12 protein-coding genes and 2 pseudogenes are annotated in these 12,546 nt (G+C 67.4%); 7 read left to right on the top strand and 7 right to left on the bottom strand.

Annotation, left to right across the window (positions count from 1 at the left end; translation table 11 throughout):
- Positions 1-407 precede the first annotated feature (407 nt).
- Positions 408-1,115, bottom strand: coding sequence for a helix-turn-helix transcriptional regulator (locus ACF08N_RS00070; protein ID WP_392322853.1), 708 nt, complete (start codon positions 1,113-1,115; stop codon positions 408-410).
- Between the two features lie 84 nt (positions 1,116-1,199).
- Between ACF08N_RS00070 and ACF08N_RS00065 the strand changes: the two genes are divergently transcribed.
- From ACF08N_RS00065 to ACF08N_RS00040, 6 genes are all read left to right on the top strand, one after another.
- On the top strand, positions 1,200-1,637 hold the full coding sequence (locus ACF08N_RS00065) for a hypothetical protein (protein WP_392322245.1): 438 nt from the start codon (positions 1,200-1,202) through the stop codon (positions 1,635-1,637).
- Positions 1,638-1,791: 154 nt separating this feature from the next.
- On the top strand, positions 1,792-3,651 hold the full coding sequence (locus tag ACF08N_RS00060; protein WP_392322244.1) for a glycoside hydrolase family 15 protein: 1,860 nt from the start codon (positions 1,792-1,794) through the stop codon (positions 3,649-3,651).
- Positions 3,648-4,130, top strand: coding sequence for a hypothetical protein (locus tag ACF08N_RS00055; protein WP_392322243.1), 483 nt, complete (start codon positions 3,648-3,650; stop codon positions 4,128-4,130). Before ACF08N_RS00060 ends, ACF08N_RS00055 begins: the two co-directional genes overlap by 4 nt.
- 276 nt (positions 4,131-4,406) lie before the next feature.
- Positions 4,407-4,580, top strand: coding sequence for a GNAT family N-acetyltransferase (locus tag ACF08N_RS00050; protein WP_392322242.1), 174 nt, complete (start codon positions 4,407-4,409; stop codon positions 4,578-4,580).
- Positions 4,581-4,852: 272 nt separating this feature from the next.
- A complete protein-coding gene (locus tag ACF08N_RS00045) occupies positions 4,853-5,086 on the top strand; it encodes a hypothetical protein (protein ID WP_392322241.1) in 234 nt (77 codons plus the stop codon).
- 286 nt (positions 5,087-5,372) lie between these two features.
- Positions 5,373-7,016 (top strand): cytochrome bc complex cytochrome b subunit, encoded by a 1,644-nt coding sequence (locus tag ACF08N_RS00040; protein ID WP_392322240.1) that lies wholly within the window; start codon positions 5,373-5,375, stop codon positions 7,014-7,016.
- Between the two features lie 10 nt (positions 7,017-7,026).
- On the opposite strand, the gene ACF08N_RS00035 is transcribed toward ACF08N_RS00040, so the two are convergent.
- From ACF08N_RS00035 to ACF08N_RS00010, 6 genes and pseudogenes are all read right to left on the bottom strand, one after another.
- Positions 7,027-7,416, bottom strand: coding sequence for a cytochrome c oxidase subunit 4 (locus ACF08N_RS00035; protein ID WP_392322239.1), 390 nt, complete (start codon positions 7,414-7,416; stop codon positions 7,027-7,029).
- Positions 7,413-9,056, bottom strand: coding sequence for a cytochrome c oxidase subunit I (ctaD, locus tag ACF08N_RS00030; RefSeq protein ID WP_392322852.1), 1,644 nt, complete (start codon positions 9,054-9,056; stop codon positions 7,413-7,415). Before ctaD ends, ACF08N_RS00035 begins: the two co-directional genes overlap by 4 nt.
- A 754-nt stretch (positions 9,057-9,810) precedes the next feature.
- Positions 9,811-9,903: pseudogene (locus ACF08N_RS00025) on the bottom strand (IS5/IS1182 family transposase); the annotation flags it as partial.
- Between the two features lie 87 nt (positions 9,904-9,990).
- Complete coding sequence (locus ACF08N_RS00020) at positions 9,991-10,374, bottom strand: hypothetical protein (RefSeq protein ID WP_392322238.1); 384 nt, start codon at positions 10,372-10,374, stop codon at positions 9,991-9,993.
- A gap of 17 nt (positions 10,375-10,391) precedes the next feature.
- Positions 10,392-11,120, bottom strand: coding sequence for a thiocyanate hydrolase subunit gamma (scnC, locus tag ACF08N_RS00015; RefSeq protein WP_392322237.1), 729 nt, complete (start codon positions 11,118-11,120; stop codon positions 10,392-10,394).
- Positions 11,121-11,161: 41 nt separating this feature from the next.
- Positions 11,162-11,983: an SH3-like domain-containing protein gene (locus tag ACF08N_RS00010; protein WP_392322236.1), complete on the bottom strand. Its 822-nt coding sequence runs from the start codon at positions 11,981-11,983 to the stop codon at positions 11,162-11,164.
- A 103-nt stretch (positions 11,984-12,086) separates the two neighbouring features.
- Between ACF08N_RS00010 and ACF08N_RS00005 the strand changes: the two are divergent.
- Positions 12,087-12,457: pseudogene (locus ACF08N_RS00005) on the top strand (IS5/IS1182 family transposase); the annotation flags it as partial.
- Positions 12,458-12,546 lie beyond the last annotated feature (89 nt).

Raw genomic sequence — 12,546 nt, 5'->3', positions numbered from 1 at the left:
AACAGTTCGCGGCGCGGCTCGCCGGGGAGAATCCCCGGGACGGTGGCGAGCGCGGCGACCGTGATGAGGAGCCTCTGGGGCACCGTTTTCGCCCGGGCTGCCGCCCAGCCGAGGGCGAACAGCCAGAACGCGGTGCCCGCGTCGGTGATGTGGGTGCGGTCGGGCAGTCCGAACGGCAAGCGCCGTTCCAGGCAGTCCACGACGGGCAGGGGCCAGCAGGGCGAGCATCGTCAGGAGGATGTAGACGAGGGCCTCGACCAACCAGAGGTGGATGCCCGGGCCCATGTCCTGCGGAAGCAGGGCGTTGTGCAGGAGGAGCAGGTTGTGTTGAACCCGACCACGGCGAGTCCATGACGTACCACTCGTGGCTGAGGGAGGATCCCTGCCTCGGCAGGTGACGGCAGGTCTCAGGGGCGCCGCGCGACGCCCGCGGGCGGTGAGGAATCCGGCTGCAGACGGACGCAACAGTGGCCGGGGCCGGGTGCCAGGCACGCCTGGAGCGTCTGTTCGTTGAGTCCTTCCAGCACGCCGCGGAGCAGGTGGAGATTCATGCCACACACGGTCTCTGTGTGGTCGCGGGCGAGCGCGTGGAAGGGGCAGTTGCCCAGGACGATGGCCCCACCGTCATAGCGAGGTTCGAACCCGTTGTCTTCCAGCAGGTCGAAGACACCCAATGGCTCTTGTCCGGCGATCTGCGTGCCCAGCTCTTGGGCCTTTCGGTGCAGGACGGTCCGTACCGGTTCGCCGGTGGCCTCGGATTCCTCCAGGGCCTGGGCGAGGAGCCGTCCGGCCAGTTCGTAGTGCCGCTCGGGCAGGCTGACGGTGACCTGCTTGGTGGAGCGCTTGTAGAGCTTGGCGGGCCGGCCGGCTCCCGGACCGGTGCGTCCGCTGCGCCGCTCGTAGACGACGTCGAGCAGTGATTCGTCGGCCAGGCGGTCCAGGTGGAAGGCCGCGGTCTTCCGGGCAAGGCCGAGAGCCTCGGCGGCTTCGTCGCGGCTGACCGGTCCCGGCTGGCGCACGACGTGGTCATACAGCCTCCTGCGGGTCGGCTCGTCGAGCGCGGCGACGGCGGAGACGTCGGGGTGGGGTGCTTCTTTCGGGTGGTCCACGAACACCAGTGTAAAACCCAAAGCCATTGACTAAAGAAGGTTTGCGCGCTTCTATTGTCAGTGAGAGTTGCCGATAGAAGGAAGGGCGTCATGTCGTCCCCAAGCACAACCTCCACATCCGCCGCCCCCGGTCGGGCCGCTCTCGCCGATCCCGGCTACCAGGCGTTCGCCATCCTGCGCACGGGGTTCACCGTGGCGCCGATCCTGTTCGGGCTGGACAAGTTCATGAACCTGCTCGTGGACTGGCCCCTCTACCTCGCGCCGTGGATCGACGACATCGTCCCGGGCAGCGCCCAGGCGGCCATGTACGCGGTCGGCGTCATCGAGATCGTCGCGGGCCTTGTCGTCGCCCTCGCTCCGCGCTTCGGGGGCTGGCTGGTGGCCGGATGGCTGGCCGGCATCATCGTCAATCTGCTGACCATCCCCGGGCATTACGACATCGCGCTGCGCGACTTCGGGCTGCTGCTCGGCGCGGTGGCCCTGGCCCGGCTCGCTCAGCGCTACCACGGCAAGCGGCAGCCGCGCTGACAGCTCCCACGCGGGCACAGACGGCGACGAGATGGGTGAGCGCCAGCGGGGCTCACCCGCCTCACGCGTGCCCGACGACCGGCCCCCGTGGCATACCGGCGGTAGGAGAACCGGCGCGCGGGCGGCACGCCGGGGCGGATGGGAAGGTGGTCTCATGGGAACCACCAGCGGTTCTCCGGCAAGGGCCACTGATCCGATGCCGTCGGCCGGGGACGTGCGCCTTGGTGGCTATGCTCCGCTGCGGGGGTACGCGGTGATCGGTGACGGCCGCACCGCCGCGCTGGTCGCCCGGGACGGGTCGGTGGACTGGCTGGGCCTGCCCGACCTGGACTCGCCGGCGGTGTTCGGCGCCGTGCTGGACGCCGCCCGCGGCGGCCGGTTCACGCTCGCACCGTCCCTGCCCTACCGGACCGAGCGCCGCTACCTGCCCGGCACCAACGTCCTGGAGACGACCTTCGTCACCGGCCGTGGAACTGTCCGGGTCATCGACGCGCTCACCCTGCACGACGACGCGACGCTCACACCGATGCGCGAGCTGCTGCGGCGTATCGACGGGCTGTCCGGATCCGTGCCGCTGCACTGGAGCGTCGAGCCCCGCTTCGCCTACGGCACCGCTCCCACGAGGCTTGCCCGGCGCGCGGGTTTCCCGGTGGCAACAGCCGGAAGGGACGCGCTGGCGGTCTGCGCCTGGGACGCCGGCGAACCCGCATGCCACAACAGGGCGATCAGCGGCCGCTTCGAAATCGGCCAGGGCCGACGCGCGCTGATCGCGATGCCGTTCGCCCATCAGGAGCCTCTCGTCCTGCCGGCCCGCTCCGATTGCGAGGGCCGCCTGGACGCCACATGTGCGGCCTGGCGGAGCTGGGCGCACGACCACCCGTACACCGGGCGGTGGCATCAGGCGGTGATGCGCAGCCTGCTGGCGCTGAAGCTGCTGGTCTACGCCCCTTCCGGTGCGGTCGCGGCGGCGGTGACGACCTCGCTGCCGGAGGAGATCGGCGGAGAACGCAACTGGGACTACCGCTTTTCCTGGGTGCGCGACTCCGCCTTCACCCTGGCCGTGTTCCTGCGGCTGGGCTGCCCGGCGGAGGCACACGCCTACTTCTGGTGGCTGATGCACGCCTCCCAGCTCACCCACCCCGAGCTGAAGGTGCTGTACCGGCTGGACGGCGGGCACCGCGCCCCGGAGAAGACCCTGCCCTGGGACGGCTACCGCGGCTCGGGGCCGGTTCGCGTCGGCAACGCCGCCGTGGGCCAGGTTCAGCTGGACACCTATGGCGAGCTGATGCAGACGGCCTGGCAGTACGCGCTGGCGACCGGTCATCTCGACGCCGACGTTGCCCGCCGTCTCGCCGAGGTGGCCGACCTCGTCTGCACGGCCTGGCAGCAACCGGACGCGGGCATCTGGGAGGTCCGCAGCCCGCCCCGGCACTTCACCCATTCGAAAATGATGTGTTGGGTGGCACTCGACCGCGCCGCCGACCTCGCCGAGCACGGCCTGATCCCCAACCGGCACCTCGAGCGCTGGCACGCCGCACGCGACGAGATCACAGAGTTCATCGAGTCCGGCTGCTTCTCACCCGACCGCGACAGCTACGTACGCGCCGCCGGCGCCGAGGACCTGGACGCCGCCGTCCTGCTGGGCCACCTCTACGGATACGGCGGCAATGAACACCGGATGCACGCCACGATCAGCACGCTGGACCGCCGCTTGCGGCACGGCCCCTACGTAGACCGGTACTCAGGGGAAGACGGCCTCGCCGGCGGCGAAGGAGCCTTCCTCGCCTGCTCCTTCTGGCTCGCAGAATCCCTCGGCCGCACCGGCCGCCTGCCGCAGGCCATCGAGTTGATGGACGAGCTGGTCGGCCTGGCCAACGATGTCGGCCTCTACAGCGAGGAGATCGCCCCCGCCACCGGCGACTTCCTGGGAAACCTGCCACAGGGCCTCAGCCACCTGGCACTGATCAGCGCCGCCTGCGCCATCACCGCCGCGAACAAGGACACAGCACGGTGAACGCGTGGGGAACTGCCGCAGGGGCCTTCGTCGGCACCCTCGCACTGACAACCGCGCTGCGCGCCGCCAGCGAGCTGAGACTGACCCGCATGGACCTGCCGTTCCTCCTCGGCACAGCGGTGACCGCCAACCGCGCCCGCGCCAAGGCCATCGGCTACCTGATGCACTTCCTCAACGGGCAGATCTTCGCGTTCGTCTACTTCGCCGTCTTCGCCGCCATCGGCGAGGCGGGCTGGTGGCTGGGTGCCCTGTTCGGGCTCGCCCACGGCCTGTTCGCCGGCACCGCACTGGTCAACCTCCTACTGCCGCTCGTCCACCCACGCATGGGCAGCCCCCTGACGAGCGCCCCACACGTGGCGCTGCTGGAACCGCCCGGCTTCCTGATGCGCAATTACGGGCCCGGCACCCCGGTGGTCACCGTCCTCGCCCACATCGGCTACGGAGCGATCGTCGGCGGATTCACGGATTCCGCAGCTTGATGCGGGGGGACCAGGATGCGTCCCCGGGACCGGGTCCCGTCGCAGCATGGCGGGCGTATTGTCCGGATGTTCGGTGCGACCGGCGCGGTGTGGGGATCCCCATTTCAACCTTCCAGTGATGTAGGTGTGTTGTGGCGGCCGATCCGGATCAGATCGCTGTCGTGAGGGCCTTGGGCGCGGGCGGCAGGGCGAACGTGCCGCGTAGCGCCTCCGGCTTCGGTGAGAACTTGCGGGGCATCACCTGCCACGGGCTTGGGTGCGAACGGCCGCAGGGTGATGCGGAGCGTGCCGTGCGGTGCGGGTTTCGGCCGGACGTTGATGGATCGCGCGGTGGCGCGGGCACGCGTGCGTGGCTGCGCGCCTGTCCAGCTGACCAGCAACAAGCGGCGGGAGGACGCGCACCGGTTCTATGCCGCGCTGGGCTTCGCGCGCAGGCTGATCTCTCGTTGAACCGGTGGTTCACGCTATGGACCGTGTCCTCGGCGGCCTGGACCAACCGCGCGATCACCGGGACCGGGCTGCCGCCTGACGAGGCCGGCAGCAACACTGCGCACCACAGGACCGCGGAGTCGCACCGCACCCAGCTGAGTGATTGAGGTAAGTCGGCCGGACCCCGGTCACCGTGCCGTCGCAGATTCGGCACGCCTCCTCGCTACCGTCCAGGAAGGTCTGCCACAGGCCGCTGTCTTGTCCATGCATCGCTTATTGAGGAGCTGACGTTCATGGCCGTGTGCGAGGTCTGCAACAACGACTACGAGATGGCGTTCGAGGTTCATGCCGCAGGGGCAGTCCACACCTTCGACAGTATCGAGTGCGCCGCCCAGAAGATGGCACCGATCTGCGACAACTGCCAGTGCCGCATCCTGGGCCACGGCCTTCAAGCGGACGGTCAGTTCTTCTGCTGTGCACACTGCGCGCGCCAGCGGGGCTTTGCGCAACTCGTGGATCATGCCTGAACGCCACCCACCCTATCCCCACGTATTCCACCACGAACGGTCGGCCGAAGCTGAGCAGGTGTCTCCCGAAGGATGCCGCCGCCGGGCGATCTGGAGGACACGTTGCGCCCCGGCTCTGCCGGGGACTGCGGGGTCGGGAGGGCGTCGGTGGTCACCGCCTCTGTCCATGTCCGGAGGCCGACATGCTCCTGGCCGGGGTGCTGGTGTGGGCCAGTAGCCCTGCGCTGACGGGGCTGTGTTGATCAGGGAGCGCATGGCGTAAGGAGGGTCGACGGGAGAGTGGTGCATGCCTCTGCGGAGTCGTAAGGCGCAGATGAAGGCCCAGGCCGAGCAGGTGGCCGTCCGTGGATACGGTGCGGTGGACGGGCGGCTGCCCGTCAGCGAGCTGGCCGGACAGTTGCTGCGGAAGGCATTTCCCGACCACTGGTCATTTCTCCTCGGCGAGATCGCCCTCTATTCCTTCGTGGTGCTGCTCCTCACCGGTGTGTATCTCACCCTGTTCTTCGATCCGAGCATGATGGAGAGCGTCTACACCGGTGCCTATGTGCCCCTTCAGGGCGAGACGATGACCCAGGCCTATACGAGCACCCTGAACATCAGCTTCTCGGTGCGCGGAGGTCTGCTGATCCGTCAGATCCACCACTGGGCGGCGCTGGTGTTCGTCGCCGCCATCGCTGTTCACATGCTGCGGATCTTCTTCACCGGCGCCTTCCGGAAGCCGCGGGAGGCCAACTGGATCGTGGGCGTGACACTGTTCGTTCTCGCGCTCCTCGAAGGCTTTGCGGGCTACTCGCTTCCCGACGACCTGCTGTCCGGTACGGGCCTGAGGACGGCGGCCACCATCGTGGGATCGATTCCGGTTGTCGGCACCTATCTGGAGCTGTTCGTCTTCGGAGGGGAGTTCCCGGGCAATGTCATCCTCCCTCGCCTGTACATCGTGCATGTCCTGCTCGTGCCCGGCCTGATCGTGGCGCTGATCACCGCTCACCTCATCCTGGTGGTCTATCTCAAGCACACTCACTGGGCGGCCCAGGGAAGGACCAACCGGAACGCCGTCGGTTCGCCGATGTTCCCTCAGTTCACCGCGAAGACGACCGGCTTCTTCCTCCTGGTCTTCGGCGTCCTGACCTTGATGGGCGCGCTCGCCCAGATCAACCCAGTCTGGAACTACGGCCCCTACCGCGCCGACCAGGTATCCGGAAACGCACAGCCGGACTGGTATGTCGGGTTCCTGGAGGGCGCGCTCCGGCTGATGCCTCCGTGGGAGACGAACATCGCGGGTCACACCATCATGTGGAATGTGTTCGTTCCGACGATCGTGCTGCCCGGCGTCGTCTTCACGGTGCTGTTCCTCTATCCCTTCTTCGAGAAGTGGGTGACGGGCGACCGCGGGGAACACCATCTGTGCGACCGGCCGCGCAACCGGCCGACCCGTACGGGCCTGGGCGTGGCGGGCATCGTCTTCTACGCCGTGCTTCTGGTCGCCGGCGGCAACGACGTCGTCGCGTTCTCGTTCCGGATTTCGGTCGAGGCCACGACATGGATCCTCAGAGTTGCGCTGGTCGTCGCCCCGCCCCTCGCCTTCGCGCTGACCAAACGCCTCTGCCTCGCGCTCCAGGTGCGGGACCGCGACCGGCTGACTGTGGGCGACGAAACCGGACAAGTGATCCAGTCGGCGTACGGTGAACTCTCCGAAGGCCACCGCGGCCTGAACCCGACCGCCCGCTACCGCCTGCTGATGCGTGATGTGCCGGCACCCCTGGAGCAGCTACCGGCCGAGGGGCCTGTTTCTCGTCGTCGACGGCTGAGGATCGTTCTGAGCGGCTGGTACTACGGAGACGTCGTGCAGCTGCCTGTCACGGACGAGCAGAGGTCTCTGATCGCGGAACGGACGGCGCCGCCGGAGCGGGTGGACGAGCACCAGGAGTGAGGAGCTGGCCTCAGGCCTGCGGACGTGCGTACTGGAAGACCATCCCGAACACCCCGGCCATCAGCACACCCAGCCCGATCAGGAAGAGCCACAGGCCGAACACCACCCCGAGGGCGGCCAGAGCCGTCCCTACGGCGGTCGTCACCGGCCAGATGCTGTGCGGAGAGAAGAAGTCCACCGGACCGGCTCTCTCATGGACGTCCCCGTCCCTGCGGTCCTCGGGGCGAAGTCCCTTCCTCCGGTAGTTGGTGGCGAAGAAGAACGTGATCAGCAACGCCATGAGGAACGAGACGGTGAGCGCCGCCGTACCGGCCGGATCTCGGGACCATACGGCGTAGAGAACGTCGGTCACGAGAAAGAACCCCGCGACTCCGGCGAAGACGATGGCCTCGGTCTTCATCCGTCGACCTCCCTTTCAGTGCCCTCAGGGGCTGGGGACCCACCTGGGCCGAGGGGTGGCTTCTCCTTCTTCACCGTCTCGGGGTGGTTCAGGTCGAAGGCCGGCGAGTCGGAGCGCACGCGCGGCAGAGCATGGAAATTGTGCCGCGGGGGTGGACAGGAGGTCACCCACTCCAAGGAGCGGCCGAACCCCCAGGGGTCGTCCACTTCGACCTTCGGTGCATATCGGCTGGTGCGCCACACGTTGTAAAGGAACGGCAGCGTCGACAGGCCCAGCAGAAAGGAGCCGATGGACGAGATCGTATTGAGCAGGGTGAATCCGTCCGCCGCAAGATAGTCGGCGTAACGCCTGGGCATTCCGGACTCCCCGAGCCAGTGATGCACCAGGAAGGTCATCTGGAACCCCGAGAACAGTGTCCAGAAGTGAATACGCCCGATACGTTCGTCGAGCATGCGCCCCGTCAACTTGGGCCACCAGAAATAGAATCCGCCGAACATCGCGAAGACCACCGTGCCGAAGAGCACGTAATGCAGGTGAGCGACGATGAAGTACGAGTCGGTGAGGTGGAAGTCCAGCGGGGGAGAGGCGATCAGCACCCCGCTGAGACCGCCGAGGAGAAAGGTCACAAGGAAGCCCGCCGCCCAGAGCATGGGTGTCTCGAAGGAGAGGCTGCCGTGCCACATGGTGCCGATCCAGTTGAAGAACTTGACGCCCGTGGGCACGGCGATGATGAACGACATGGCAGAGAAGAACGGCAGAAGGACCGCTCCGGTCGCGAACATGTGATGAGCCCAGACGACTGCCGACAGCATGGTGATGCTGATCGTGGCCATGACCATGCCGAAATACCCGAACATCGGCTTTCGGCTGAACGCGGGAATGATCTCGCTCACCACTCCGAAGAACGGCAACGCAACGATGTAGACCTCGGGGTGGCCGAAGAACCAGAACAGGTGCTGCCACAGCAACGCACCGCCGTTGGCGGAGTCGTAGATGTGGGTGCCGAACTTCCGGTCGGCTTCGAGGGCGAGCAGCGCGGCGGCGAGCACCGGGAACGCGAGCAGCGCCAGGATCGAGGTGAAGAGAATGTTCCAGGTGAAGATGGGCATCCGGAACATGGTCATTCCCGGCGCGCGCAGACAGACGATGGTGGCGATGAAATTGACGGATCCGAGAGTCGTGCTGATCCCGGACAGCACGAGGCCCATGGTCCACAGGTCTCCGCCGGCACCGGGGGAGAAGACGGCGTTGTTCAGCGGGGCGTAGGCGAACCAGCCGAAGTGGGCCGCGCCGCCCGGGATGACGAACCCGGACACCACGATGATCCCGCCGAAGAGGAAGAGCCAGTAGGTGAGCGCGTTGAGGCGGGGGAAGGCGACATCAGGTGCGCCGATCTGAAGCGGCATGATGGCGTTCGCGAAGCCGGCGAACATCGGGGTGGCGAACAGCAGCATCATGACGGTGCCGTGGATGGTGAACAGCTGGTTGTACTGTTCGGCGCTGACGACCTGCATGCCGGGCCGGGCCAGCTCCGCCCGCATGATCATGGCCATCAGCCCGGCCAACACGAAGAAGCCGAACGCGGTGACCATGTAGAGATTGCCGATGACCTTGTGATCCGTGGTCGTCAGCCAGCCCATGAGCCTGACCCCGGCACTGATGCGCCTGTTGGGCGCCTGCTCGGTCGGCACGGTCTCCTGCTGGTCCTGCGCCATCGGTTCTCCGTCCCGTGCCTGGTGACTCGATAGTGGAGCCTTCCACCACGGACAGGCCGTACGACTGGCGCTGACGCCCCGAACTTCACCAGTTCACCGGTACTCCGATCGGATGCCCCCCAGCTCCCGTTGCGTCCCGGATGCCCGGCGGCCGTGAGCGGGACGTCGTCACCATAGGCGCGAGGGGCGCCGAGTACCGGCGCTGCTGTGCGGGTGGGAAGGCACGAGCGTAACGACTGTTTGCCCCGCCGAGGACCGAACCCTCGGGTGCATCGGCGGTGTGTCATTCCGAACGGCACAGGCTACGTGTATCTGGTGCGTACCCCTGGCTGGCCCACCACGGCTGGTGATCGGTCCCCAGGGCGTAAAGCAGGAGCCTGCTGGCCGCGGCCAGAGGACTGCCGACCAGGTCACCGACAGGGCAACGCACTTTCAAGGCGTGCCAGGGGTATGGCGCAGGAACATTCCTACGCCGTCGGCCATGGGTATCTCGTCGTGTGGCACGACGAGTTCAGCGCCGGTGCCCACGGCTGCGCGGAGCAGAGGGATTCAGCCGGCTCCTCACGCAGGGCAGGAGCACCGCCGATCGCTTCTTCAGCATGGGCATCGCCGGCGCTGCGGCGACGACCGCGCAGTCGACCGCGGCTGCCTCCACCGCGCAGACGACCACGGCTGGCGACGCGCGGAACTGCTTGAGGCGGTTGAAGCAGCGTTCGACGACGTTGCGGGGCTTGTAGAGCTCTCGGCCGAAGGCCTGCCGCCTGCCGCCGGCAGCCGCCCACGACCATCAACACCCGGCAGCAGCGACGCTATCCGCTGCCACGCTGTATCCGTCAGCTCACCACGACCCACCACAAGATCAATCATCAGACAGGTACGAGGACTCACCCGCTTCGAGCCGCGCGCGCACTGCTTCCATGCGGTCGGCCAGCGCGGTCTCGTCCACGACTTTCCTGGCGATCAGGGAGTGCGCCAGCGCGACGAGCTGATTCTCCGGGAACGGCAGCGTCCCGTACACCTCACGGGAGAGCAGGTCCTCCTCGTCGCGACGCGCGAGGGGTGGCAACACCGCTCCCTCCTCCTTGTCGAGCGCGTCGCACATCCCGTCGAGACTCGACTTCCAGGGTGGCACCGGCTTGGTGACGCCGTACTTCTCCGCCATGCGTGGCCACACCTGTCCGCGCGTGACGATCCGCTCCAGCGTCCGCACTCTGACCGTCGTGATGTCGTGATCGGTCGGCATCTCTTCTTCCTCGGTGGCTAATGATTGTCCGCCGGGCGGATCGCGGGATGCACCGGGCGGGCCGTGTTCGAGGTCACGCCGGGCTTGGGAAGGGCGACGCCGATCAGGCAGTCACGCGTCACGATCTCCGCCAGCTGCTCCTGGCTCCATCCCTCCGTCCCTTCCGGCCGGACCGGAAGCACCATGAACCGGTGCTTGGAATTGGAGTCCTCGACGCGGATCTCGACGTCCTCGGGAAGCTGGAGGCCGAACTCTCCGAGGACCTGGCGGGGCCAGCGCACGATGCGGCGCCGGTAGTTCGGCGTCCGGTACCACTCGGGCGACATGCCGAGGAGCGGGCGGGGATAGCAGGAGCAGAGGGTGCACACGATCACGTGATGCAGTGTCGGCGTGTCCTCCAGCACCTGCAGCGCCGTGAAATCGCTGGGAGTCCCGAAACCGGTCGGCTCCAGCCAGTCGATTCCCACCTCCCGGCAGGCGGCGAGGGCGTCCTCGAGCGCCAGTCGCTTGAAATCCGGCTCGAGCCAGGCCTTGGCGACGAACTGGGCACCGGGCGCCGGTCCGAGCTGCTCGACGTGCTCGGTGTAGCGGCGATGGTCCTCGGCGGTGAACAGTCCCTTCTCGATCGCGAGTTCGCGCAACGCGATCTCCAGCACCTCGAAGTCGGTGACCTCCTCGACCATCGGTGCTCCGTGTCGTTGAGCCGGGTCGTGGCTCGCCTCGTCTGTCTCTTCGTGCTGGGTCATCTCGGCAAGCCTGGTCCTCTCGCTGATGGGGGGGTCTTGGTCTAGGCGATCGGCTGGAGCCAGCGCTCCGAGATCTCCGCCTGGAGCGTGTCGTTCGGGGAGCCCGCGTACCCCTCCCACAGGTCGGCCATCGTGAAGCGCACGATGTAGAACCACTCGGGCTTCTCGTCCTCGCGATCGAAGGCCTCGTCCTCCGGCGCCGGGCTCTCGTACGACACCTTGACGACCGTCCCGGGCTTGCCTCGCAGGTACTCCTGGGTCCGTGTGTAGAAGATCGTCGGCAGATCCCGCACCCGGACGGCGTCACCGACCGCGAGCCGGGGAGCGCCCGCCATGCCGGCGAAGCACTGGGGGTCTCCCTTGCCCACCGCCTCGGTGTGATGGCGGTTCCTGGGGACCGCCTTTCCCTCCCCGGTGGCGCGGGGCGCGGCATCGACCGGAACGTTGCCACGGGCGTGACGTTCGCGTACCTCGCCGACCCGCTCGATCAGCTCGCCGAGCGTGATGTGACGCTTGTCGACGAGGCAGCGGGCGACGGCCCACAGCCAGCGGCCGTAGTAGGGAAAGCCGAGGTACGTCGTCCTTCCGACGTCGACGTTGCCGAGCCGTCTGCGCTCCTCGGACGTCCAGATCCCTCTCCAGCCGAGGACCTCACACGTCACGAACGTGTTGAGTTCCCACTGCTCCTCTTCCTTCTCCTCGAACGTCGCCGGGGCGTCCGGCTCGCCTCCGACGTCGTGCGAGGTCTTCATGTAGGCCTGGAAGAGCGCGTGATCGATCTCATCCGGGTAGGACCAGTCCTGGAGCCGGTGGAACGCCACGCGCAGCCGGCTGGAAACATCGTCCATGACAGAGTTGGCCACGGCTGTCACCTCCGCTGGGGACGGGCGGCACACCGTCAAGCACACCGTAACGCCGGCCACACGGCTTCGCAGTGCGACGCGGCCGACGTCGCCCCCTTGAGGAATCCTGCGGGCCGTCCAGGCCGACGCCGATGCGGAAGACTGGATCGACTGGAGCATGGTCGGCGTCGACTCCACGACCTGCCGCGCTCATCAGCACGCGGCCGGTGCCTCTACTCGTGGCCCGAAGATCCCAGGCCGCCGAAGCAGGCCGGCCCGTCACCCCTCCGATGAGACTCTTGGACGCTCGCGAGGCGGGCTGACCTGCAAGATCCACCTCGCCGGGGAAGGCGGATGCCGCCCGCTCGGGTTCGTCATCACGCCCGGCCAGTGGGGAGACGCACCGCAGATGATTGCCGTGCTGGAAGAGATTCGAGTGCCCCGACAGGCTGGTGGACGTCCACGAACTCGCCCGATCACGTCGGGGGCGACAAGACATCCCACGCGGATAAGCGTCAAGCCGCGATGGCGGAATGATCTGCCAGTGGCTGGTTTGGGAAGGCTTTCGTCTCGTCGTAGAGCCG

Source organism: Streptomyces sp. NPDC015127 (genome assembly GCF_043080095.1).
In the GTDB taxonomy this organism is placed as follows: domain Bacteria; phylum Actinomycetota; class Actinomycetes; order Streptomycetales; family Streptomycetaceae; genus Streptomyces.
Note: the sequence above shows the minus strand (reverse complement) of the source record. Positions and strands in the feature narration are given on the sequence as shown.